The 25,179-nt window shown below is 44.3% G+C and carries 16 protein-coding genes; 12 read left to right on the forward strand and 4 right to left on the reverse strand.

Annotated features, from left to right (window positions below; genetic code table 11):
• The first annotated feature begins 3 nt into the window (after positions 1-3).
• The 8 genes from NKT06_RS15440 (at position 4) to NKT06_RS15475 (ending at position 16,074) form a co-directional block, all read left to right on the forward strand.
• Positions 4-873, forward strand: a complete 870-nt coding sequence (locus tag NKT06_RS15440; protein ID WP_253436011.1) for a carbohydrate ABC transporter permease — start codon at positions 4-6, stop codon at positions 871-873.
• 65 nt (positions 874-938) lie between these two features.
• On the forward strand, positions 939-2,522 hold the full coding sequence (locus NKT06_RS15445) for an extracellular solute-binding protein (RefSeq protein WP_253436013.1): 1,584 nt from the start codon (positions 939-941) through the stop codon (positions 2,520-2,522).
• 93 nt (positions 2,523-2,615) lie between these two features.
• Positions 2,616-4,361 carry a sensor histidine kinase gene (locus NKT06_RS15450; RefSeq protein WP_253436017.1) on the forward strand — a complete coding sequence of 582 codons (1,746 nt, stop codon included), beginning with the start codon at positions 2,616-2,618 and terminating at the stop codon, positions 4,359-4,361.
• The gene (locus NKT06_RS15455; protein WP_253436020.1) at positions 4,354-5,964 is read left to right on the forward strand and encodes a response regulator transcription factor; all 1,611 of its coding nucleotides are present in this window, start codon (positions 4,354-4,356) and stop codon (positions 5,962-5,964) included. The genes NKT06_RS15450 and NKT06_RS15455 overlap by 8 nt, the downstream gene beginning before the upstream one ends.
• 111 nt (positions 5,965-6,075) lie before the next feature.
• On the forward strand, positions 6,076-8,292 hold the full coding sequence (locus NKT06_RS15460; protein WP_253436024.1) for an FAD-dependent oxidoreductase: 2,217 nt from the start codon (positions 6,076-6,078) through the stop codon (positions 8,290-8,292).
• Positions 8,293-8,309: 17 nt separating this feature from the next.
• On the forward strand, positions 8,310-9,518 hold the full coding sequence (locus tag NKT06_RS15465) for an SGNH/GDSL hydrolase family protein (RefSeq protein WP_253436026.1): 1,209 nt from the start codon (positions 8,310-8,312) through the stop codon (positions 9,516-9,518).
• A gap of 262 nt (positions 9,519-9,780) precedes the next feature.
• Positions 9,781-14,856, forward strand: coding sequence for a golvesin C-terminal-like domain-containing protein (locus tag NKT06_RS15470; protein WP_253436029.1), 5,076 nt, complete (start codon positions 9,781-9,783; stop codon positions 14,854-14,856).
• Between the two features lie 330 nt (positions 14,857-15,186).
• Positions 15,187-16,074 (forward strand): cation diffusion facilitator family transporter, encoded by an 888-nt coding sequence (locus NKT06_RS15475; RefSeq protein WP_253436032.1) that lies wholly within the window; start codon positions 15,187-15,189, stop codon positions 16,072-16,074.
• A 124-nt stretch (positions 16,075-16,198) separates the two neighbouring features.
• Here the strand turns inward: NKT06_RS15475 and NKT06_RS15480 are convergent, their stop codons facing one another.
• The 3 genes from NKT06_RS15480 to NKT06_RS15490 form a co-directional block, all read right to left on the reverse strand.
• Positions 16,199-16,669: a ferritin-like domain-containing protein gene (locus NKT06_RS15480; RefSeq protein ID WP_253436035.1), complete on the reverse strand. Its 471-nt coding sequence runs from the start codon at positions 16,667-16,669 to the stop codon at positions 16,199-16,201.
• 93 nt (positions 16,670-16,762) lie between these two features.
• Positions 16,763-17,221: a hypothetical protein gene (locus tag NKT06_RS15485; RefSeq protein WP_253436038.1), complete on the reverse strand. Its 459-nt coding sequence runs from the start codon at positions 17,219-17,221 to the stop codon at positions 16,763-16,765.
• Between the two features lie 26 nt (positions 17,222-17,247).
• A complete protein-coding gene (locus tag NKT06_RS15490; protein ID WP_253436042.1) occupies positions 17,248-17,454 on the reverse strand; it encodes a hypothetical protein in 207 nt (68 codons plus the stop codon).
• A 316-nt stretch (positions 17,455-17,770) separates the two neighbouring features.
• Between NKT06_RS15490 and NKT06_RS15495 the strand changes: the two genes are divergently transcribed.
• Positions 17,771-18,493 (forward strand): DUF421 domain-containing protein, encoded by a 723-nt coding sequence (locus NKT06_RS15495; protein ID WP_367399896.1) that lies wholly within the window; start codon positions 17,771-17,773, stop codon positions 18,491-18,493.
• A gap of 67 nt (positions 18,494-18,560) precedes the next feature.
• On the opposite strand, the gene NKT06_RS15500 is transcribed toward NKT06_RS15495, so the two are convergent.
• Positions 18,561-19,925 (reverse strand): alkaline phosphatase, encoded by a 1,365-nt coding sequence (locus tag NKT06_RS15500; RefSeq protein ID WP_483311621.1) that lies wholly within the window; start codon positions 19,923-19,925, stop codon positions 18,561-18,563.
• 256 nt (positions 19,926-20,181) lie between these two features.
• On the opposite strand from NKT06_RS15500, the gene NKT06_RS15505 reads away from it, so the two are divergent.
• The 3 genes from NKT06_RS15505 to NKT06_RS15515 all read left to right on the forward strand — a co-directional run bounded on the left by NKT06_RS15505 (position 20,182) and on the right by NKT06_RS15515 (position 25,007).
• Complete coding sequence (locus NKT06_RS15505; RefSeq protein WP_253436049.1) at positions 20,182-21,996, forward strand: glycoside hydrolase family 43 protein; 1,815 nt, start codon at positions 20,182-20,184, stop codon at positions 21,994-21,996.
• 231 nt (positions 21,997-22,227) lie between these two features.
• Positions 22,228-22,542: an ArsR/SmtB family transcription factor gene (locus NKT06_RS15510; RefSeq protein WP_253436052.1), complete on the forward strand. Its 315-nt coding sequence runs from the start codon at positions 22,228-22,230 to the stop codon at positions 22,540-22,542.
• Positions 22,539-25,007 carry an FAD-dependent oxidoreductase gene (locus NKT06_RS15515; RefSeq protein WP_253436055.1) on the forward strand — a complete coding sequence of 823 codons (2,469 nt, stop codon included), beginning with the start codon at positions 22,539-22,541 and terminating at the stop codon, positions 25,005-25,007. The genes NKT06_RS15510 and NKT06_RS15515 overlap by 4 nt, the downstream gene beginning before the upstream one ends.
• Positions 25,008-25,179 lie beyond the last annotated feature (172 nt).

The following is a 25,179-nucleotide window of genomic DNA, read 5'->3' on the forward strand; positions in this document are numbered from 1 at the left end:
AGAATGATCCATATGACAATCGGTGAAAAAGTCTGGCAAACCGTCGTTTATGTGATGCTTATTTTGTTATCCCTACTTTGCGTGCTGCCCTTCCTCTATGTGGTTGCTGTCTCCGTAACGCCAGAGTCGGAAGTATTAAGAAGAGGGATTGTGATTATACCCGAATCCTTTACCTTTTTGGCCTATAAAGAAGTATTCGTTTCTCAGGGGATCTGGCAGGCGTATAAAATTACGTTGTTTCGAACGATTGTAGGGACTGCGTTAAATGTATTTTTTACAGTAATCGCAGCATATCCGTTATCCAAAAAATATTTGCCCGGAAGAAGTCCGTTTTTACTCTTCATTGTATTTACCATGATGTTCAGCGGTGGGTTAATTCCGACCTATCTACTAATTCGTTCTCTCGGATTGTTAAATAGTCCGTGGGTATTGATTATTCCCAATCTCATTAGTGCATTTAATCTGGTGATCATTAAAGGATTTTTTGAGCAACTACCTGGTGAAATCGAGGAATCCGCGAGGGTAGACGGTGCCAGTGAGCTTCAGACGTTATGGCGGATCATTTTGCCCCTGTCCTTACCCGTGCTTTCCACCATTTCTTTATTTTACGCAGTCGGGCATTGGAACAGTTATTTTGATGCCATTGTATATATCAATGATTCCAACTACATGCCACTTCAAGTGATTTTGCGCAACATCTTGCTTAACGTCGCAACTCAAAGCGCTGATTCACTCGCCAATTCCGGAGCTGTCAGTACGTTCGCTGTGCAAATGGCCACCGTTGTTGTGACTACGGTCCCGATTTTGATCGTTTATCCATTTTTGCAAAAGCATTTTACCAAAGGTGTGCTTTTGGGATCCGTTAAAGGTTAAAAGGTGTTCCAACCTAACTTATTACGGGGAAACCGTGATAATATACAAACAAAGGAGAGGTCAATATGCAGCGTAAAAAGATTTCATTTGCTATTCTGTCGGCAATCTTAGGACTTGGAACGCTTTTGTCGGGTTGTGGGGGAAATGAAGAAGTTACATCGACCTCGAGTAATTCGCAAGGCCAGTCTGGCCAGTTTGCAACCAAAATGAAGATCTCCATGTTTAACCAAGGCACGTTCAATGCTGCTGCTCCAGTACCTCCACGGGATGAAGATATTCAACGCCAAATGTTGGAAGAAGAGATGAACATCGACTTGGATATGATGATTCCTCAAGCGGGTCAAGCAACAACCAAACTGAATACGCTCATTGCAGGCGGGGATATTCCAGACTTGATCTTCTTGAAGAGCCGCGCTGATCTTGCGCAATATTACGACCAAGGTGTGCTTGCGGATTTGACACCTTATCTGGATCAGTTTCCTGAATTACAGAAACGGTTTGGCAATGACTCCTGGGAGGCGATGTCCTATCAAGGGAAAACGATCGGAGTTCCAGGCTATGATAATGTAAACGGTATCAGTCGTAGCTTCTTCATTCGCAACGATTGGCTGAAAAAGCTGAATATGGAAGTGCCAACAACACCTGATGAGTTGTTCGAAGTTATGAAAGCCTTTACAGAGAAAGATCCGGACGGTAATGGCAAAAACGATACGTACGGATTCATCGGCGGTATGAATAAAGAAGGCAATCTGCAAACCTACGGCTTCGATAGCTTGATGTGGATGTTTGGCGTTAATCCTCCTTCGGCCGTTGAGATAAAAGATAATGAACCGGTATTCCTGTTTATCGATCCTAAAATGAAAGAGGCACTTGCCTACATTAATAAAATGATGGCAGCCAAAGTCGTAGACCCGGACTGGGTGACGATGAATTCACCTGATCTGTTGGACCAAAAGATGTTTAAGGGTAAAGTTGGCTTCATGATCAGAGATGCTCGCAGGCTTGAACCGGATTATCAGCAGAAAATGAAAGAAATTAGTGGAGAGGTGCCGGAATGGATCGTTATTCCTCCAATGAAAGGTCCTTACGGGGATCAGATTGTAGAGAGAAAATCATTCCAAGGCAATTCATGGGCCATATCTGCAAAAGCGGACGAGGACAAAATCATTCGCATCTTGTCCATGCTGAATTATCTCTTTACGGATGAAGAAGCCTATCCGAATTTTGCATACGGAATCAAAGGGATTCATTGGGATGTCGTAGATGGCAAGATCAAAAATAAAACCTCCGAGTTATCGAAGGAAATGAAAGAGAAGTACCTGTGGGTCGATCATTATAGAATGCCGCGGCGTGGTGATGATGCGGAGTACTTCAGCTTCCAGAATCCGAAGACGGCGGAAGCTTTCAAGAACAATCAGCAATATGTGGGGCCAACGTTGCCCGGTAATTTATTGACTCCGGACCCGAGCGACACCTTGGATGCTGACCGCCAACGTTTCATTAATGAAAGCTTGGTTAAATTTATGACGGGCAAAGAACCTCTCTCCAATTGGGAGAATTTCCTCCAAACGTTGGATACCAAGTTTGACATGCAGAAATATAAGGAAACAGCTACCCAGCAATTTAAAGACGCCGGCCTCATCAAGTAAAAATAAACAAAGAGAGAGTGGCTATTCGTAGCCCCTCTCTTTATTCGCATATGCTATTCTTAGTACAAAACGGAACTAAAAGGAAGATGATCCATGCGAAGAAGAATCAGCTTGCCTTTAAAATTATTTTTTATCGTGTTTGCCTTTGTATTAGGCTGCATCATCTTGATAAGCCAATTGTCTTATCGCTATGTTCAAAAGGAAATAAGAACCAATGATATTTATTACACCAATCAAATATTAGACAAGGTAGACCAGTATTTCACCGTTAATTTTTCCTCCTTCCAGACGATTCTCTTCTCAGTTGAAACATCAGTGAAAGCCAACATTAACAATACCGAAGTGATTAAAAAGCAATTAAGAGAGCTGTATGAACTCAACAGTATTTATGTCAGTAATATTTATTTGATCAAAAGCGATTTATCCATTCTAGGCGGAAGTGCACCTACACGAATATTCGATGAACCTTTATCGGAAAGGGAGCCATTGTATGATGCGGCTGACAAAAATAGAAGGACTACCTTTGTTAGTGAACCATACAAATCAAAGTACTCCGGCTGGACTGTTACGATGGTTCGATATCTGAATGGTGCTCCGTTTCCTATGGCCATTGCGGTTGATCTGGATCTAAATGCCATTGAAGAAACCTTGTTCAAGATTAATAAACAGGAACAAATGAATTTGGCTCTAATCACCGCGTCAGGGAAGATCATTGCCGGATTTTCTGAAAATAAAGGACCCCTTAGTATTCAAGATCATACGTTTTCAATCGGAGAGACGTCAGCGGAAGAAATTCTGGATACGACCGAAACAAACCTTCAACTGCATACGAAGGATGTCATCCCCGTCTCCCTTTTGAAGAAACCAACGGAAAAATTCAACTGGACCATTGTCTCCGTTAATGATGAATCACGCTTGAAAGCAGCTTTATCCAGATTGGAAACCTATTATATTGAGCTTCTAGCTGCGGGTCTTCTGTTAAGTTTGTTCATTTCTTTTTTGGTTGCCAAATATATAAGGAAACCACTCTATACGCTCAAAACAAAAATGAAGCAAGTGGAGCAAGGCATCCTCACAACGACAATAACCATTAACCGAAACGATGAGTTTGGAGATCTTTCACGCGCATTCGATCGTATGTTACAGCAAATTGTTGAACTGATTCGCCGAGCCGAGCTTCATAATGAACTTGAGCGGAAGCTGGAAATCCAGGTGTTACAGTCTCAAATAAACCCACATTTTTTGTATAACACGCTTGGTTCGATCAGCAATGTTATACGTCTCGGACAAATAGAGAAAGTCGATGTAGTGATCGGGTCGCTCATTTCATTATTGGAATACGGGATAAACGATGCTTCTGAGAAGGTGTCCCTACGTCAAGAATTACGCAATGTAGCGGACTATATCGAGATCCAGAACATTCGGTATAACCGAAACTTCAATTTGATTGAAGATATTGAAGCAGGATTACTGGATTTCCCAGTTTTCCGAATGCTGCTGCAGCCCCTTGTGGAGAATAGTATTTTCCATGGTTATAACGGAGGCGAAATTGAGGGACCTATTACGATTCATGCGTACAGGGAAGACGATATCGTGATCATAGAAGTTGTTGACCAAGGTGAGGGAATTGCAGCCGACAAATTAAAGCATATTTTAATCTCAGAACCGAGTGAAGAGGAAGTAAAAAGAAAAAGAATCGGGTTGAATAATATTCATGGTCGAATAAGACTTCACTACGGAGACCAATTCGGACTGGATATCAATAGCATACCTAAGGAAATAACCCGCATACGCGCATTATTCCCGGCAGAATTGCAAAAGGAGATGCATAATGGGTAAAGAGTATACCTGCTTCATTGTTGACGATGAAGATCTGATCATTCAACGATTGGAATTGTTTTTTAGTGAGCTATCTCATAGGGATAAGCGATTTGTTCTAGTGGGAAAAGCAAATAATGGCCTAAATGGGATCGAGGAGATCATCAAACTTAAGCCGGATATCGTCATATCCGATATCGTTATGCCGCGCATGGACGGAATCTCCATGATTGAGCAGCTCAAGGCGGAACTCCCCCATACCCAGTACATACTTTTGACCGCTTATTCATCCTTTGAATACGCCCAGCGAGCTATTCAAGCCAACGTATTGGAGTACATTGTAAAGGTTCCGCTAAGGGAAGCCGATCTGAATCGAGCATTGGATAAGGCAGCTGGAATTTTAAATGAGTTTGAGAAAAAAGAAGCGGAATTTCACTCGTTAAACGTATCCGTACTTGAAAATAAATATAGAGTCCGCAAGCAATTTTTTAACGAACTGATCCGGGGTGAAATTCCTTCTCATCGGGCATCGGATTTTGCCAATCGCATGCAGTTTCATTTCTTTCAAGCCAACTATTGCTGCTTCATCGTTGAGATGAATACGTATGAAAGTTTCCGAAACGAATACGCTGCCACAGATCAAAACATCTTGAAATATGCGATTACGAATATCATCGAAGAAACGGTGATGAGTGGTGGCCGTGGTGTAGCTGCGGATCTGTCTGATAATCGTTTTATTGGCTTTTTATCCTGGGAAAATAACCGCAGTGATATGGAAACGGAATACGCTTGCCTATCCTTGGGAGGGCAGATCATCTCTCATTTGCATCAATATGTGAATCAAAGGGTATCGGTCGCTTTTGGAGGTCCACACCGAGGCTGGGAATCGATCAAACAGGCGTACACGGAAGCTAAAAATGTGAGTGAGGATTTCTATTATCATACCGAAAAAGTAGTCAAAACACCGATGCATCGGTTCCAATACCATAATGACAAAAAAGCAGACTTTCAGCAGAAGCTGAATGATTTTCTTATACGGCTGAAACGAAAGATTTCCAAGGAAGAGCTGGACAATGCACTTGCCGAACTGTTGCAATTTGTTTCGGACCATAAAATCCACAAATCCATCATGGCGCCCATGATTAGAGACTTGTACAGAGAGATTACCTTAAAGTTTAAATCGGGTAACAAGTTGACCACGGAAGTAGCAGAATTCCCTATGGAATATATGGCATTTCAAGAGCAACTCGCCTATATTGGCGACTTCACATTCGAATACGTGCATGCGGGCCAACGGTTACATCGTGCAGAAATCATGAGTGCTATTCATTTTATAGAGAAAAACCTGAAACAGCGTTTAACGCTGGAGGCCATTGCGGAGGAAGTGAATCTAGCGCCATCGTATTTTAGCAGCTTATTCAAAAAAACAATGAACGAAGGTGTGATTAGCTACATCAACCGTAAAAAAATCAACCTCGCTCTCGAGTTGTTACATGTGAAGGATTATTCTTTATTGGAATTATGCGAGGAAGTAGGCATTGTCAATGAAGGTTACTTTTGCAAACTTTTTAAAGAATATACCGGTGATACACCTAAGCAATACCGAATCAAGATGACACGGTAGGAATTCCAATAAGGATGCAAAAAATGTATGATTTTTTCGTGAAATCCTGTAAAAAAATAGGTGCCAAAACCATTACCATGATAGGAGCATCTAATCATGGAGGTTATCAAAATGGAGTCTATAAAAGCTGATGTAACCGTCGTAGGTGGAGGTATTGCAGGGATATGTGCTGCCATTGCAGCAGCACGCCAAGGGCTGCTGGTTTCACTTATTAATGATCGGCCAGTTCTAGGGGGAAATGCGAGCAGCGAGGTCAGAGTGCACATCAACGGGTCGGCTTATCTCGGAAACAGTCCATCCTACTATGCTCGAGAGGGCGGGTTAATAGAAGAACTGAAGCTGAAGATATTTCATTACAATCCGTTATACAACAAGAAGCTGATGCTTTCACTTTCCGATACAGTCTTACTCGACATGGTTTATGATGAGCCCAACATTTCTCTATTCTTGAACACATGCGTACATGAAACGGGTATGGAGAACGGCAGAATCCAATGGGTGGAGGGCCTTCAATTGGCTTCCGAGAGAAAATTTCGTTTTGAAAGCCCAACCTACATCGATTGCTCCGGGGATGGAATTGTTGGATATCAAGCAGGCGCTCACTTCCGATGGGGAAGAGAAGCGAAGCATGAATACCAAGAGGAGCTGGCTCCTGAAGTGGCGGATCATTACACCATGGGTGATACGATTCTGTTTCAAGCCCGTGACGTAGACTATGCCGTTCCTTACAAAAGGCCTGGATTTGCGTATGATATTACGAAGCTGGAGTTTTTTGATAGTATCCGAAAAGGATTAAACCATCGATCTTTTCCAAGGAAAATCAATGGGCTTGGCGGATTGTGGTGGCTGGAATACGGCGGGCATATGGATATTATCAAGAATAATGAAGACATCGCATTGGAACTACGAAAATTGGTGTACGGGATATGGGATTATATCAAAAACAGCGGCGAGTTTGATGATGTAGACAATCTCATACTGGATTATGTGTGCCCGATTCCGGGAAAGCGGGAGTCGAGACGATTTATAGGTGAACACATGCTGTCTCAGGACGATCTTACTGCGAAACCTCATTTCGAAGATGCGGTATCTGTCGGAGGCTGGTATATGGATCTGCATGCGAATAAAGGCATCTATGATGAGGGACCAGCTACAGCATGGAATTTTGTGCCGGGATTGTATAATATCCCGTTCCGCAGCTTATTTTCACGCAATATTCCTAACCTGATGTTCGCTGGCCGCAATATAAGCACTACCCATGTGGCTTTTGGGTCTACAAGGGTCATGGCAACCTGTGGTTGTATGGGGCAGGCTGTAGGGACGGCTGCTGCGTTATGCGTAAAATATGAGACAGACCCCGCGACCCTGGTCAAAGCCCATATGGGTGAACTTCAGGCGCAGCTGCTTCGAGACGGGCAAACGATTGTGGGGCTTCAAGAGCCGTTGGATCGTTATTTTGCAGATGGATTAACGATTCGTGCCTCGTCTCAGCGAAGCTATGAACATCTTCATCCAACCGAAGAGATCTCCTTGGACAAAGCATTATGTTTGGTCTTGCCGATTCAGACATCCAAGGCTGAAAGTGTGCTTATTAAAATTAAAAATAGATCCGAGCAATCCGAAACGCTGCAAGTGAAGCTGTACGGCGGGGAGCGGAAGGAAAACTATATTCCCACCAGCGAGCTGAAAGACTATCAATTGCTTATTTCAGCGGGTTACGATGACTGGATTACGCTGGACCTGGGCTGTGAGAAACCAGCTGATGACAAAGTCTACATCGTATTGGAAGGTTCAGAGAGCCTTGCGATACACACCAATGAAGAGAAAATGACTGGAGCGGTGAGCTTCCTTTATAGACCGGAAGAGCCATCCAGGCTGAAGAAGCTTAATAAGAGCATTTGCTTCAAGGATCTGATACCATCCCAGGATATGTATAATCCCGCGAATGTCGTCAACGGTTTCTCCAGACCTTATGGTCTGCCAAACGGTTGGATTTCGGAACGGACGGAAGGACAGGAATGGTTGGAATTTGGTTTTGCAAGCCCCAAGAATCTGGATGAAATCCATCTTGTCTTCAATTCACAGCTGAATTTGGAGCATTTCGACGATCCAATCGAGCCACTGATCCAGGATTATAATGTGACCTTAACGTTAGAGGACGGAACAAAGAGTGAAATTAAAGTCCGCGGGAATTATCTTTCGTTGAATAAACATCTGGTGAATGCACAAGGTGTAACCCAAATCCGGTTTGATTTCTGTGCAACGTATGGCTCACTTTATTATGAAGTGTTTGCAGTGAAATTTTTTGCTCCTAAAAATGCGAAGTGAGGTCGGGTGAAGTTGCGATGAAAGAATTTTTTCCTCGGAGAGGGCTGCCTAATGTCATTCAGAAGTTGGAAAATGGGGAACCCGTGACCATCGTTTATTTTGGCGGCAGTAATACACGTTCGGCAGGATACAGGGTCATGACCGCGGATTGGCTGCGAGAGCAATATCCCCAGGCCGATATCCGCCCAGTGAACGCAGGCATTGATGGGACAGGATCGGACCTCGGCTGCGCCCGTTTGCAGAACGATGTACTGCGTCATCAGCCTGATCTCGTGTTTGTTGAATTTGTCGGAAATGATGGAGGAGTCCCCGAATCCAAGGCGCGAATCGAAGGTATTGTCCGACAAATCCGCAAGCACAGCCTATTCACCGATATCCTGTTCGTATATACGATTAAGGAGCGGGATTTGAACTTATTTCAATCCGGCGAGTACCAGAAGGGTGCTCTTATGCAAGAGGAAGTCGCCGACTATTACGGCATTCCTTCGATTCATCTGGGCGTGACGGTCAGTCAATTGGTTACAGATGGAAAGCTCATTTTCACTTCAAGTGCAGATGCATCCATTCCCGGTGCCGTTATTTTTACGCATGATTCGATCCATCCAACGATTCCCGAAGGACATCAGATTTACACGGACACCATCACTCGGTCATTTGAGAAAATGAGCGAACTTCGAGATCACGTGGGAAAAGTGGAACATCATTTGCCGCAAGACACTCTGGTCCCGGCCAATCCTTGGGAGTATGCAACCATGCTGCCACTGGATCAACTCACTCATTTTTCCGCAGGATGGTCTTACATGACCCCCGATGATTTTTCCTTAGTGCGCGAGTATGATTGGTTGTTCCCCAGTCTATGGCGAGCAGTTGATCCCGGAGAGACGATCACAGTGGAGTTTGAGGGAACCCACATCGGCTTATTCGATATCGGGGGGCCGGATTCTGGCAGATTGAAGGTGTCGGTGGATGGAGAGGAATCCTTTGTTATCGATCGATTCACACCCTATAACGATCATAATCGAAATCAATATGTTTTCTTGCCGGAACTACCGAATGGGAAACATACCGTTCGCTTCGAGATCGATCACGAGAAGACAGACAAAGCGGCCGTGTTTGAGGCAAGTGGCAATGTAAGAAGCATCGCACATGTTCAGCAGCATCCGGATTGGTATAATCAAACGGTCATTCAGCTTGGAAAGTTGTTATTAGTGCAGCCGCCATTATAATGAATTGTTTCACTTGAAACACGTTAAAACCTACATTCTATCTGACTGCAATAAGTGCTCAGGTAGATGTAGGTTTTTTACTTAAAATCGTATAAGAAATTCTTAAAATGAAAGAAATTTCACCGTGAAGTGACATGCTAAGATAAAAACAGCAGAGCGGATTAGTCAGAAGGGTAAGATCATTGCTTTTTTACGACCAATCGAACAAAAGGCAATCTATTCTTGAAAGCGTTACCATTATTGAGGAGAGGCTGTGAATTGTATGGTCCAAAGGAAGCTGTTTTTCTTTATTGTTTTCATGTTGACGATCGTAGTTCCTTTCAGCCTGATTGGAATAAGGGCCGCTTATGCGGAGACCTTACCCTATCAGACGATTATCATCGATGACGGAAGTATCAAGATTAATGATGTTGTGACAACTGATGCGGGTAACGAGAACAATGGATATTCGGCTCCAAATTGGACCACAAGCACAGGGGTGAAGGGGTATGATCTTTCCAGCTCCAAATATACGAGTACAGCAGGCAGAGCGATCACATGGAATCCACGCTTGGAAGCAGGAACAGCGAAAATTTCGTTCTATAAGCTGGATTGGGCAGATAAAGCAGATAGCAATGTGAAAATTGAGATTGTTCATAATGGGACAACAGATGTAGTCTTTATGGATCTTAGACCCTCATCTAGCGAGCCAGCGGGTTGGGTTGATTTGGGAGAGTACTATTTTTCCGGGGTTGGTGAAGAGTTTGTTCAATTGACCCGGTCTACCGGCACCACGAACACGATCCTTACACGTGCTGATGCGGTCAAGTTCGAAGGAAATATTGAGCAAAAAGAGCCACATAAGACGATCATCATTGATGATGGAAGCCTCACCATTGATCATGTCGTCACTGTTGATGCAGGCAATGCCAATAACGGATTCTCCGCTCCGTATTGGACCACAAGTGCGGGAGTGAAGGGATACAATAATTCCAGTTCCAAATATACGGATGCTGTAGGTAGAACGATCACATGGAATCCGCGCTTGGAAGCAGGGACGGCGAGAATATCGTTCTATAAGCTGGATTGGGCGGATAAAGCAGATAGTAATGTGAAAATTGAGATTGTTCATAACGGGATTACGGATGTGAAGTTTCTGGATCTAAGACCCTCGTCAGGTCCTTCAACTGGGTGGGTTGATTTGGGGGAGTATGAATTTAGTGGTGATGATAGCGAATTTGTCAGACTGACTCGAACGCAACCTTCGACGGGTACCATTATTACTCGAGCCGATGCAGTCAAATTCGAAGGAAATATCCAGCAGAAAGCCCCGCCGTTGCCCCCGCTGCGGAGCCGCACATTAGCCAATCTCAGTTACACGGAAAAAGGCAGCATTGAAAATGATAACTATAAAGCGACCTTCTACGAGGCGACATGGGATGGGGGCAAATCCATCGTTCGTGACATGTTCTATAAGAACACGGACACTGGGAATTGGACTCCAATTAATAATGAATCGGAAAGATTGGAGGAACAATGGGTTTTATTGGATGGGAATGCGGGCAGCCGAACCAATTACTACGATACGATGAATAAGCGCTGGATTACATTTGACGGGATCACTTTTCCAGACAGCCAAACGGCGGTATTAACCGATTCCTCACACGGCAGTGATTACGATTTACAAGTGAACTGGTCCATGGCAGGGGATAAACCAGATGTTTCGTTTGCCTTTACACCTCGCCGTGACGGCAATTATGTGATAGGGTATCAGTCCTTCACAACAGAGACAGTCTCGGGCATCAACGAAGTGTTAAATGGATTCCGGTCACATGCCAAAATGGTAGGTACCGTGGAATCAACAAGCTTGCGGGAGCTGAGCGCTCCGATGAGTCTGGTTGAGAAGAATGATGGTTCGGGGAACCCATTGACGTATGGGGTGTTTGTACCTTCGGAAGAGCTTCCGGTTGAATTTGAACCGACGGGAGGCGTGACGAAACAACGGCTGGGCATGAGCCTGGTCAACAACGAAGGCAGCGTGCAGCCCATCCTGTATGCGCCTCAATTAGGGACCTATTCACAAATGACCGCAGAAAGCACCTATCAATTTCATATGGGATTAATCGCCCAAAAAAGCAATCTGTATGAGTCCTACACAGATATTCTTCGCAATGAATACGAATATTCAGCATACCGGGAAAATGTGTCAAATCAGTCGCTTACTGACGCGATGTTTAATATGATTGATTTGCTCAAGATCGAGCCGGAAGGGGATGACTCTATTAACTATGTCCCGTCACCCAGCGGGTGGTGGAGCCGTGCCAAGGGTTTTATTGATATTGAAAATGAGGATAGCGTTCGAACAAGCTCGAATGCGGTTCTTCTGGGGGCTTACTATTTGACCGGGGATGACCAGCTTTACGATACGAGAGCATTGCCGTCCGTCCAGTATGGCGTATCGCGAAATGGTATCGGTTGGTCGCCGACGCAGAAAAAAGTATACGGTGTACCTTCCTTATGGAAAATGGCTACCCTGCCGTTTGATGTTTCAAGCGTAGCCGCTGTCAATCAGATGATGGGCACTTCGGCAGGAATTCGGGCGCTGGCAGAGGAAGAGTACCTTATGCGTGATCCTGACCAGAAAGACCGCGGGCCTGTCATTCAGCCCCTGATGATGTATCGTATGACGGGAGAGACACAGTATCTACAGGCTGCGAAGGATGCAGCCGACAACTATATCACGCAACATATCGATACGCCTGCATCTGTCGATGTGAGTAAAAATGAGTTCATTTATTATTATAGCAAGCTGTGGATGGAGATCTTGGAGCTTTATGAGGAAACGCAGGACCCCAAATACTTGAATGCCGCTTACAAGGAAGCTAAACGGTATGCAACCATGTTCGTTGCTCGTCCAGTTCCTGAAGGGAACGTTACGATTCCGCAGCCGGAAACATATAATTACGCGGAGTCGTTCCATTGGCCGGAAAGCGGTAAATTTCAATATCCTAGGCTCAAACTTCCCGAAGATATTGCCGGAGGGGTTCAAGCGGAGCGTTGGCTTGTTTCACCGAGCGGATTGACGTTTGAAGCAGGAAGTACAACCGGCTATTATCGGATGAATGCTCAGGAAGCTCCATTCATGCTAAGATTGTCGCTCTATACAGGGGATAAACTGCTGCAGGATATTGCTCATAATGCAGTTATTGGTCGGTATTCCAGTTATCCGGGTTATTATTATAAAGGCTTCGCCGTTAGCCAACTTGAACCGGACTTTCCTCTGGAAGGCCCGAGCGGGGCTACATCCATCTATTATCACCATATTCCGGGGCAACTCGGGCAAACGATGGATTATTTGATCAGCGAACAATCATTGAAATCGAACGGGAATATTACATTTCCATCCGTATTCGAAACGAATTTTCTATGGTTCAAATATCACCTCTATGGGAATAAACCAGGTCAATTTTATGGCAATTCCGACGTTTGGCTATGGATGCCAAAGGGGATCATTAAGACCAATCATCCTCAATTGAACTGGATCACAGGTGAGAGTGGAGATAAATTTTACATTGGGCTAAGCAACGCATCGTCAGAAGAAATTCAGACTCCGATCGAATTGAATGAACAGATCATTGGGTTCAACCCGGCACAAGATTATACTGTAACGATCATCCGCGACAATGGTACACCAGAGCAGGCAGTTATGAGTGGTGGAATCATTCAAGCTACGGTTTCAGGCAAGGGAATCACTGCTATCATTGTAGAGGGACTTGATATTGATGTACCGCTGCATCAGGTCAGAACGGCAGAACCATCGGATGCAAGTTATTTCTTTGATACCCACAGTCCAATTGATGCGGTTAAAGGTATGCTGATCGTTAAGCCTGACGAAACGGTTTATGATGCTTATGTGCAGGCCAAAACGACAAAACCAGCGACAATCCATTATTCGTTGGATGGCGGGGCTACGTATACGACCGTCCCGGATACGATCTATCCGATGGAATGGTCGATACGGGTGAATGATTTATCCCAAACCTTCACGTATTACGTGGAATCGGAGGGGAAACAGACCCGCAAGCGCACACTCTATCTGCCAGATCAGGTAACGGAAACGCCAGTCCAGCCCGATGATGGGCAGGATCATTCATCTATCATTGTGGATAATACGGAGGCGGAGACAGAAGGTGTCTGGATAAGGGATACGACGGCTAACGATTATTATTATGATAACTATGTGTATGCCAAATCTACGTCCGGCACATCGACAAGCAAAATGAGATGGCGGCCTGATCTGCCGGAAAATGTCACTTACAGTGTGTATTACAAGATTCCGCAAATCACTGCAACTAGTGAGAATTGGGCAACAAATGCCTCGTTTACCGTTTATCATAGTGAAGGCTCCGATACGGTTACTGTTGATGAGACAATGACGAACGGTACTTGGGTGCACCTGGGGGATTATCCTTTTGCTGCAGGTGATAGCGGGTACGTGGAACTAACGAACAAGGCCAACAAATCCAGAGTCGTAGCTGATGCAATAATGTGGGTGGACCCGAACAGGATACCGCAATTGGAATCTGCCGTAGTTCAGTCCGATCGGAACGAGCTGCAGATGACGCAAACCGCACAACTAAGCGTAACCGGCTATTTGGATAACGGTTTGATCGGTGATCTGACACAGGCCGATGTTCAGTATTTCGTTGATCGTACGGATCTGGCTGAAGTGGACAGCAGTGGGTTGTTGACTCTTCTCAATCTCGATGGGGACACGGATCACATTGAGGTATGGGCCACGGTAACGATTGACGGAGTGACCTTAACCACACCGCATTTGACCATCACGATTAAGGACCTAACGATTATCGTAGACAGTACAGATACAACAGGGTTATACACAACAGAAGGGTCTTGGAGCCAAAGTAATTTAGCCGGATATAAAATTGGGGTTAAATCCCGCTACTCAACCGTTCAAGGATCATCCGCAACGTGGAAAGGCCAGTTTCCAGAAGGGAAATATACCGTTTCCATCTACAAGCTCGTCCATACAACGGCAAACGATAACAATGTCAAAGTGGAAGTAAAGCATAAGACGGGTACCGAGGTCACCTATATCGATGCAACGGTCGGCTCATCGGGTTGGGTTAATCTGGGTACGTTCGACTTCGAGGGAGACGGCAGCGAGTATGTTCGTTTAACCAGGGTTACTCCTACAACGGTAGACCCGCCAACGCTTCCTGCGGATATGATCTATACGAGGGTTGACGCAGTTATGTTCGAACGGCATTCCGATGATTCACAGTTGCTTGCAAATGAGGCACCAGATGAACCGACACGTTCTGAACAAGAGCAGTGAATTATGAATGGAAATGAATCAACGGCAAGTGATGGTATACGAATTATTGTAAAATAACGCCAAGAGCCGAGTGGATCAAAACGATCCATTTGGCTCTTTTTGTTTAGGAGCAAGAAGGTGTGGTCACAGGAAAGGAAGCCAGTAGGCCTCCTTCCTCGTACCCATCAACCACTTAAGTTTGCCAAATCCAACTTTTTTGGGTTCTCTTAAAAAAATTGCCGCTTTCAGATTATGTTTCGTCACACTCAAAACGTTTCTCTAGACCCACACAAATTTTCAATGATACTATCATACACGTGCTAGAAATGAAGATTGCAGGAGGATATCATTTTGGATCAACTAAAATACGATAATCTAAAGCTGGGGGAGCGCGGAGCGATCATCAGCATTATCGCCTACATAGGTTTGACCTTATTAAAATTGATCGTTGGCAATATGGCCGGATCAGAAGCGCTCAAGGCGGATGGATTAAACAATGCCACCGATATTGTGGCCTCCATAGCTGTACTGATCGGTTTGAAGCTTGCCCAACGTCCAGCCGACAAAGATCATACATACGGTCACTGGAGAGCAGAGACCGTTGCGTCACTAATTGCTTCTTTCATTATGATGGCAGTAGGTTTACAAGTACTGTTTGAAGCCATCAGTTCTGTGTTCCAAGGTACACATGAATCTCCGGATATCATCGCCGCGTACACAGGTATCTTCTGCGCGGTTATCATGTATCTGGTCTATCGCTATAACAAGAGACTTGCTACACGTATTAAAAGTCAGGCGGTCATGGCTGCAGCTCGAGATAATATCTCCGATGCCTGGGTGAGCACCGGTGCGGTCATTGGAATCGTGGGTTCCCAGTTCGGCCTCCCCTGGCTGGACCCTGTAACGGCTGTCATCGTAGGTTTCCTGATCTGCAAGACCGCTTGGGACATTTTCAAAGAAGCCACACATCATCTGACGGATGGTTTTGATGTTGAATTGATTCAGGAGTACAAAAAGACGATTGCCGGAATAGACGGTGTTGAGCAGGTCAAAGACGTAAGAGCACGCAATTATGGCAATAATGCTGTAGTGGACGTTGTCATAACCGTCCATGCTGAGCTGGATCTTCAACAAGCACACGATATCTGTACAGACGTGGAGAACGAGTTAATGGAGGAGCATGACGTATACACCGTTCACGTTCATGTGGAACCTGATATGCTGAAAGAGTGCATTTGATATTAAGATTTTAAAAGAGTGACCCGGCAAAGCAAAACCAGTGAATATAACTCATTCACTGGTTTTTTGCTGATTCCAATTGTTATTCTTTGAACGAATCCACGCATTATTAACTCCTACATGACTATCTCGGCAAATTGTAGGTAATCAGATTGTTATATTTATCCGCATGTTTCTGTTCATCCAGAATGATCCCCCACACCGTGTCTTTATATATGCCATAAGGGAGACCAAACCATATTTTTCTATACTTTTCCACGGCAGCCAATTCACCTTGAAACGCCTGTTGTAGCCCAGCAAGATAAGAGGTAACCGTCTCAACCGGTTCACTACTTACGCCCGAAATCTCCTGACCTGTAAGATCCTTGTACATTTGCCGAAACATTTGATTATGTCCATGTTCATCATTACGGATGCTCGTGATGATGGCAGCCTGATTGGCATCAGGTGACAACTGAATCAGTGAATCATAGAACATCTCATCGTTTCGTTCTCCCTGCACAGCCGATTTGATTAATTCAAGTGCTTCGGCTGATGATGTTGCCCATACCGGAGTAAAAGTGTACCTGTAACCATAAGGATATGCCACATACATTACGAATCCCTCCAAGACGAATATGCGTTAAGATATGCACGTATGCCCATCCGCGTTAACCCATAGCTGTCTTGTGTATGTACGGTAAACTTTTCAGACCGGGTTTCGATCGCTTTGTAGATGTTTCAATAACATACCGTACCCGTAAGCAAGCACAAATGGCAGGAGATAGGACAAGAAAGTCCAAAAGATGTTCCAACCGTTAAAATAGATCACATGTCCCAACATTTTAGCAATCCATTCTAATAATGTGAGAGACAAGGCTGAAACGAGAATCGCCACCCATGGCTTCGTACCTTTTACTAAAATGGCATACATCATCAAGCATCCGGCAATTGGATAGATTCCGAGGTCCATAGGGAGAGCGGCAAAGGACTGATTGCGTGTATTCGGGAGGATGTTCCAGAAATAATTGAATCCCACATTGTTGATGCAAGACGCAATAGCCACGCCGAGTGGATAATAGATAACAAGGATCTTCAAGTTCCGTCGTAAAATCCATACTGCCAATAGTATAGGGACGACCATACCCAAGAGTATATTCCCTAACATACATTTCCCTCCAAAGCTTGTTGCTTCTATTTTTCATGCTCCATTGATCGCTCCGCTGTTTTTTTCTCCAGAAGACGATCCATTTGATCGGACAGTGCATTTAATTTTTTATCATAATGCTTGTACGTATAGTATCCAATGATTGCTTTGACCGTAAAAAAGAGTATCGCGGCAATGACAATCAATATATAATTGTGGGCAATTTGCCTCAACCAATCGTTAACCGCATTCATCGGATTTCTCTCCTTCAACACATAGATGGTTATGTTAAAGTACCCAACATCATAGGAAATAATGCATGGCTAACGGGCCGGCAAGAATGAACAAAAATGGCAAATAAAATCGCCAACAGGCAGTAGAACATCAATATCTACTACATCTATGACGACAGGGCAGTTCAGTAGAGGGTGGCGACCTTTCCAACGATTCATTCTATTTGGGATTTAGGATCATGTTGTTTGGTTTCATTGATTATATATAAGGCAACATATTTAAGGACGATTGGGTGAATACTCAAAAGAGTTCCATAATTATCTAACAAGTGAAAGGGTGCTTGTATTGTACGAACATCTTATCATCTTCATCCGAAGTATCTTTGCCTTTTTGATTTTATTGGGTATTGCGCGCATATTGGGAAAACAAACGTTGTCTGATATGAATTTCCATGAATTTATCACAGCAGTTATCATGGGAGCCATAGCTGCCAATCTAGCTTTTAACGAAAAAATAGAAGTCACACATCTTATTCTTTCTCTAATTGTTTTTACCGGAACCTCTTATCTGTTATCTAAATTAAATCTGAAAAGCAGAAAAATTCGTCTACTGGCAGAAGGGTCACCTACCGTATTAATTGAAGGCGGCAAAATCCTTGAAAATAATCTCGCCAAGAATAAGCTGACATTGGATTCCTTAAACCAAACTCTAAGACAGAAAGACATTTTCAACATGGAGGAAGTAGAGTACGCCATACTCGAAGTGAATGGACAAGTTTCGGTCATGAAAAAAGCCAAATATAGAACGGCTACGGTTGAGGATGTTCATAGGAAGGTAGAATCCAAACCTGAACACATGCCTGTGGAGTTAATTATGGACGGAACGATGTTAAGCAAGAATCTAGAACTAAATGGCATATCAGATAAGGAATTAATACAACAGCTTGAATTGAAAAGCAAGGACATAAGCGATGTATTCTATGCTGTAAAAGGAAGCGACGGCAGGATCTATATTGATTATTATGAGGATCAAATCAAGCATCCCATTGATGTCGAGTGACACCATCAAAAAAGAAAAACCTTCTCTTCGGATGAAAGAAGAGAAGGGATGATCGTAAACTACCGAATTACTGATGCTTGCTGAGAATATCAAATATGATCTTGGCATTGTCTGTGTTGTCGATCAAACCGGCGAAGCGATGACTTGCCGGGCCATAGGCATAGACAGGAACATCTTCACCTGTATGTCCACCTGTGGTCCAACCCGTAAACGAACGACTATTAATAATTGCTTCAATGGCATTATCAATCTTCGTTACATCTGCACTTTTGGCTGCTTCTTTCACCGATTCAATCTCTTCCGCCTTCAACTCGAGTTTCAGATAACTTTTCAGTGTTTCTTCAACCGAAGCACCTTTCGCAATTTGTGCGGCCATGAAGTCTGGTGTCCGCAGTGCAGCTTTGATCGGATCCACGAAGAAGTTGTATTCGCCGTCTTTTCCAAGCGTAAGTCCGCCCGTGGAGTGGTCGGCAGTAGCTACGACAAGCGTTTCACCGTCTTTTTTGGCAAAATCAATAGCTGCCTGAAATGCTGCCGCGAAATCTTCCATTTCACTCATTGCGCCAACGATATCATTATCATGTCCTGCCCAGTCAATTTGGCTTCCTTCGACCATTAGAAAGAACCCTTTGTCGTTCGAACTGAGGCGATCAATCGCTGTATTGGTCATCTCAGCCAATGATGGCGTTGCAGCAGTACGATCGATCATCTTGTCCAATCCTCCATCGGCAAACAGTCCAAGCACTTGTTGATTCTTATCGGCAAGGAGAGCGGAACGATCCGTCACATAGCTGAATCCGGCCTTTTGGAACTCCTTCGTCAGGTCACGACCCTCGCGCACAAAATTGGATTTCCCTCCACCCAGGAGAACATCAACCTTATGCTTGCCATTAATCAACTCATCATAATAATCATCCGCAATGGCATCCATGTTTTTTCGACTGATATCATGGGCACCGAATGCAGCCGGTGTGGCATGAGTGATCTCCGATGTAGCCACGAGCCCGGTGGCTTTCCCGTTTTCTTTTGCCTGCTCCAGTACGGTTTTGACTTCCTTCTGTGCGGGGTCGACCGCAATAGCAGCATTGTAGGTTTTAACGCCTGCCGACATGGCTGTTGCTGCGGAAGCGGAATCCGTCACATTTTGTTTATCATCATCCGGATAAGTCATCTGTGCCCCGACAAGATAAGGGTCAAATACGGTTCTGTCAATGCCCTTCGTTGAAGGATTATCCTTCATATAACGGTAGGCAGAAGTATAAGAGGTCCCCATGCCATCCCCAATAAGGAAGATGATGTTCTTGATTTGTTTTTTCTCCACACTTACAGCTTGAACGGCACTTGCTTGTCCGCCGGACAAGAGAGTAGAAGCCGATACAGCCAGAGTCAGCGCTACCGCTGGTAATACTCTTTTGGATAATTTCACAATGATTCCTCCTCATCATATCTCGAAAACAAAAATGAATGCATGAATCTATATTCATTTGTTCATCATTAAAAAGGTTAGCATTCATTTGTAAATGAAAACCAAGAATTTTGTATACCTGAGGTAAATAAACAAAATAAAGCGATGTGTTAATTCTTTGCTCATGCCACTATTTTTGAAGTATGATACAACATAAGTAGAACGCTTTCATTTTTATATTTAGTTAGTTTAAATTCAATTTCATTTCAGGAGGCTCTTACCATTGACCACACCAACTCCAAATTTTAATGGGTATCTCTTTGTACATTTTATTGGCGAACAACCAGACGGAGAGCAGGTTTATTTCTCCTATAGCGAGAATGGTCTTCACTGGAAGGATCTTAATGGCGGCTCGCCTGTGCTGTTTTCCGATCTTGGAGAAAAGGGGGTACGGGACCCGTTTCTGATTCGTTCAGTCAAGGAAAATAAATTTTATCTGATTGCTACGGATCTCCGCATCGCAAGCGGCAAAGGATGGACTCATGCCGTTAATGCCGGGAGCCGGGACATAATTATATGGGAATCGAGCAATCTCGTGAACTGGTCATCCCCATGGAACGTTACACTGGGTGTTGAGGGGGCTGGATGTGTCTGGGCACCCGAAGCTGTGTATGATGAAACAACAGATGAGTTTCTCGTATTTTGGGCTTCTGCAACGCAAGAACCTCAGGAGCAAGAACGAAAGCAAAAAATATACAGCGCTCGTACAAAAGACTTCCGTACGTTCTCCACATCGGAAAAATACATTGAGCGGGATAATCATATTATTGATACAACGATTCTTCCTGCGGCTGGCTGTTACTATCGATACTCCAAGGATGAAACAACCAAAAACATACGGGTAGAAAAAGGAGAGTCTCTCGACAAAGGAGCTTTCGTTACGCTGCAAGCCCCTGTACTGGAGGCTGTGGCAGGTGTGGAGGGACCTCAGATCTTTAAATTCAATGACAGGGAGGAATGGTGCCTAATTGTTGATCGATTTGCAGAAGGCAAGGGGTATCTTCCTCTGTTGACTACAGATCTGGGAAGCGGAGAATTCCGAATTGTCCCTGATAGTGATTTTGATATGGGAACAACTCAAAAGCGGCATGGAAGTGTCCTGCCAATCACAGCTGAGGAGTGCAGCAGGCTTCTCGCGGCTTTTGGGGATGGTCATCAGGTGCTTCCCGGACAATATGCCGATCCTGATGTCGCACAGTTTTGGGATCGTTACTATATGTATCCGACAACAGATGGCTTTGAGGGGTGGTCGGGAACACAGTTCAAGGTGTTTTCTTCTTCAGACCTCCAGCATTGGCAAGACGAAGGTGTGATCCTTGATCTGGGAACAGAGGATGTCGCCTGGGCAATCGGTAATGCCTGGGCACCGGCAATTGCCAGCCGAAACGGGAAGTTCTATTTTTATTTCTGTGGCAAGATGCTGAACGGCGAGAGTGCCATCGGCGTTGCTGTAGCGGATACACCGATTGGTCCATTCCTGGCCGAGTCGCAGCCTTTGATCACAATGGAGCAGTTAAGACGTCTGGGCATCACCATGGGCCAAGCTATCGACCCTTCTATCTATACCGAAACGGATGGAAAATCGTATTTGCTGTTTGGCAACGGACATGCTGCCATTGTGGAGCTTGGTGAAGACATGATAAGTATCGTTGAGGACACAATGATCAATCTGGCGGGTTTGCATGATTTTCGTGAGGCGATAACCGTGTTGAAGCAGGGTGGACTTTACCATTTTACGTGGTCCTGTGATGACACAGGCAGTGAAGACTATCATGTGAATTACGGTACGGCAGAGCAGTTATACGGTCCAATTACCTATCGATACCCAATCCTGAGCAAAAATGTCGAGAAGGGCATGCTGGGCACAGGTCATCACTGTATATTTAATGAGCCCGAAACCGGTCAGTACCGGATTGCCTATCACCGTTTTGTGACGCCACTATCCAGATTTTCCTCTGGGAAGGGGTATCACCGCGAAATATGTATGGACCCACTTCTGTTTGGTAAGGACGGACTGATCCAGCCTGTTATACTCTAACATAAGACGTCAGTTGAATCGCTATTTTATGAAGAGCAGATACACTTTGAAACGCCTGTCAGAATTCGCTTTTAGCGTTTTGGCAGGCATTTTTGTCATGCACCTAATACAAGCCAAACTGTAGGGTTGAGGAGGGGATGTAACTAATTGAACTCCTTCATTTGAGAATACATTTGACATACATATCAATAAATCGTATTATTACGATATAACGATTTAGGAGGAATACTTTTGAACATTCCCGCTTTTGACAGCAATAATATTAAACAGTTCGATGAACCTGCTAATCTGCTGAAAGCTTTATCTCACCCCATTCGTTTATGCATTGTGCGGGGACTGATGATGAAAAAAAAATGTAATGTTTCTTATATGCAGGAATGTCTGGATCTTCCCCAATCTACAGTGTCACAACACCTCCAGAAGCTTCGTAGTGCAGGTATTGTTGCTACGGAGCGAAATGGACTTGAAGTGAACTATGTGCTTGCCGATCAACGGGTTGAACAGATTATTAAAACTTTATTTGAAAAGGATGATTGTGAATCATGAGCAAAAAAGTACTTATTGTTGGCGGTGTAGCTGGAGGTGCTTCTGCAGCTGCACGTCTTCGCCGTCTGGATGAACATGCCGAGATTATTATCTTTGAGAAAGGACCCTATATCTCATTTGCCAATTGTGGCTTGCCTTATTATATAGGTGGCTCAATTGCGGACCGCGAGCGTCTGCTGGTGCAAACGCCAAAAGGGATGGCTGAACGTTTTCGTATCGATGTGCGTATAAAAAGTGAGGTTGTAGCTATCGATTCGCAGAAGCGAGTGGTTAAGATACAATCGCAGGAACGCGGTGCATATGAAGAAAGCTATGACGAGTTGATATTGTCACCAGGTGCAAAACCGATCATTCCGGATCTGCCGGGTAAGGAGAATCCACTAATTTATACCGTACGTAATATTCCTGATATTGATCGGATCAAAGACCAGATAAGTTCTTCTAACAACAAGTCTGCGATCGTCATAGGTGGTGGATTTATAGGTGTGGAAATGGCTGAGAATTTAAAGGAAGCTGGTCTGGATGTAACGCTGGTTGAGGGGAACGGACAAGTACTTACACCATATGATCCCGAGTTAGCAGCCGCATTGTCACAGGAAATGGAGAATCATGGTGTGAACCTACTGTTTTCCAAGCGTGTTCAGGGATTCCATTCCCTGGAGCAGGGCATAGGGGTCGAACTTGCGGATGGTCATACGCTAACAGCTGATATGGTTATTCTTGCGATAGGCGTAACGCCGGACACTTATTTCTTGAAAAATAGCGGCATTTCGCTGGGTGCACGTGGACATATTATCGTAAATGAAGCTCTAGAAAGCAGTGTGCCACATATCTATGCTGTTGGGGATGCCATCGAAGTAACCGAAACCATTCATGGCACTAAAGCAACGATACCACTTGCCGGACCTGCCAACAAACAAGGACGGATTGTTGCTGACCGTATCGCAGGGCTTCCTTCTACCTATAAAGGAACACAAGGTACGTCCATTATCAAAGTATTTGGAATGACAGCAGCCACAACAGGCAGTAATGAGAAAACACTACAGCGTCTTGGCGTGGAATATCAAACGGTTATCGTACACCCTGCTTCTCATGCATCGTATTATCCGGGTTCGAGCGCAATTACTCTTAAGTTGCTGTTTACTCCGGAAGGTAAAATTTTAGGCGCACAAGCAGTCGGTTATGATGGCGTCGATAAACGAATTGATGACATTGCTGTTGCCATTCATTTTGGAGGACATCTCCGGGATTTGACAGAGCTTGAACTGAGTTACGCGCCACCTTATTCTTCTGCTAAAGATCCCGTGAATATGGCTGGATATGCAGCAGAGAATATGATTACTGGACGTGTTCAGACGTTCACCTATAATCAATTGGCTGATCGTCAGCCGGAGCAGTCGATACTTCTGGATGTTCGCAGTGAAATCGAGCATCAAAACGGTCATATACCGGGTTCACTCTCTATTCCAGTCGATGAGCTTCGTGAGCGGTTAGATGAATTAGACCCGTCCAAAGAAATCTGGCTCTACTGTCAAGTCGGCCTACGTGGTTACACAGCTTCGCAAATTCTGCGTCAGCATGGTTTTAACGTGAAAAACTTGAGTGGTGGTTATAAAACTTATCGTCAAGCCCAGTTTAAGCCTGCTCCATTTACTGCTGCAAAACAAGATCATCATGTTCCTGCCCTGGAAGCAAAGGAGAAGGAATCTATTCCAACGGACTCAACACAGCAGCAACGTATTGATCATGACTTGAACGTATGCGGGTTAAGTTGTCCTGGTCCGCTAATTCAGGTTAAGCAGAAAATGGATCAACTCTCGAACGGAGAAACCCTGCGTGTGAAAGCTTCCGATCCAGGCTTCTATGAAGATGTCAAAGCATGGGCCACGATGTCAGGTTCCACCATCTTGCAGTTGGAAAGACTGAAAGGCGGTACAATTGAGTCTGTCCTTGTTAAAAATACAGCACAACCGGTATCGGATTCTCCCATCAGCGATCCTGCCAGCACAATGGTAGTTTTCAGTGGCGATCTGGATAAAGCGATTGCCTCACTCATTATTGCAAATGGGGCCGCAGCCAGTGGACGGAAAGTAACTCTATTTTTCACATTTTGGGGATTGAGTATTATTCGTAAGCAGCAACCGCAAAAGTTATCCAAAACCATGATCGGCCGTATGTTTGATATGATGTTACCTCGCGGCAGCCAGAAGCTTGGCATGTCCCAAATGAATATGCTCGGAGCAGGCCCGAAAATGATCCGTGGCTTGATGAAAAAACATCATGTGCCTTCGTTGGAAGAATTGATAGAGAGTGTAATTGCACAAGGAGCAGAGATCGTTGCATGCCAAATGTCTATGGATTTAATGGGAATCCAGCGTGAAGAATTAATAGACCAAGTCAAAATTGGTGGTGTCGGTTATTATCTTGGTCAAGCCTCACAAGCAAATCATAACCTTTTTATTTAAAAAATGATCAATGATTGTACAATTACCGGACTTTAACTATTGAAGAGGGTTCACAATCTCCAAAAAGCGTTGATTCGAATTCGAATCAACGCTTTTTGGACTTAATCATCAAGTAAAAATTTGACTTCATTGTTTTGGTATTATAATATAAGCATACACTTATATTTAATTG

Origin of the sequence: Paenibacillus sp. 1781tsa1, from assembly GCF_024159265.1 — a bacterium.
Taxonomy (GTDB): Bacteria; Bacillota; Bacilli; order Paenibacillales; family Paenibacillaceae; genus Paenibacillus.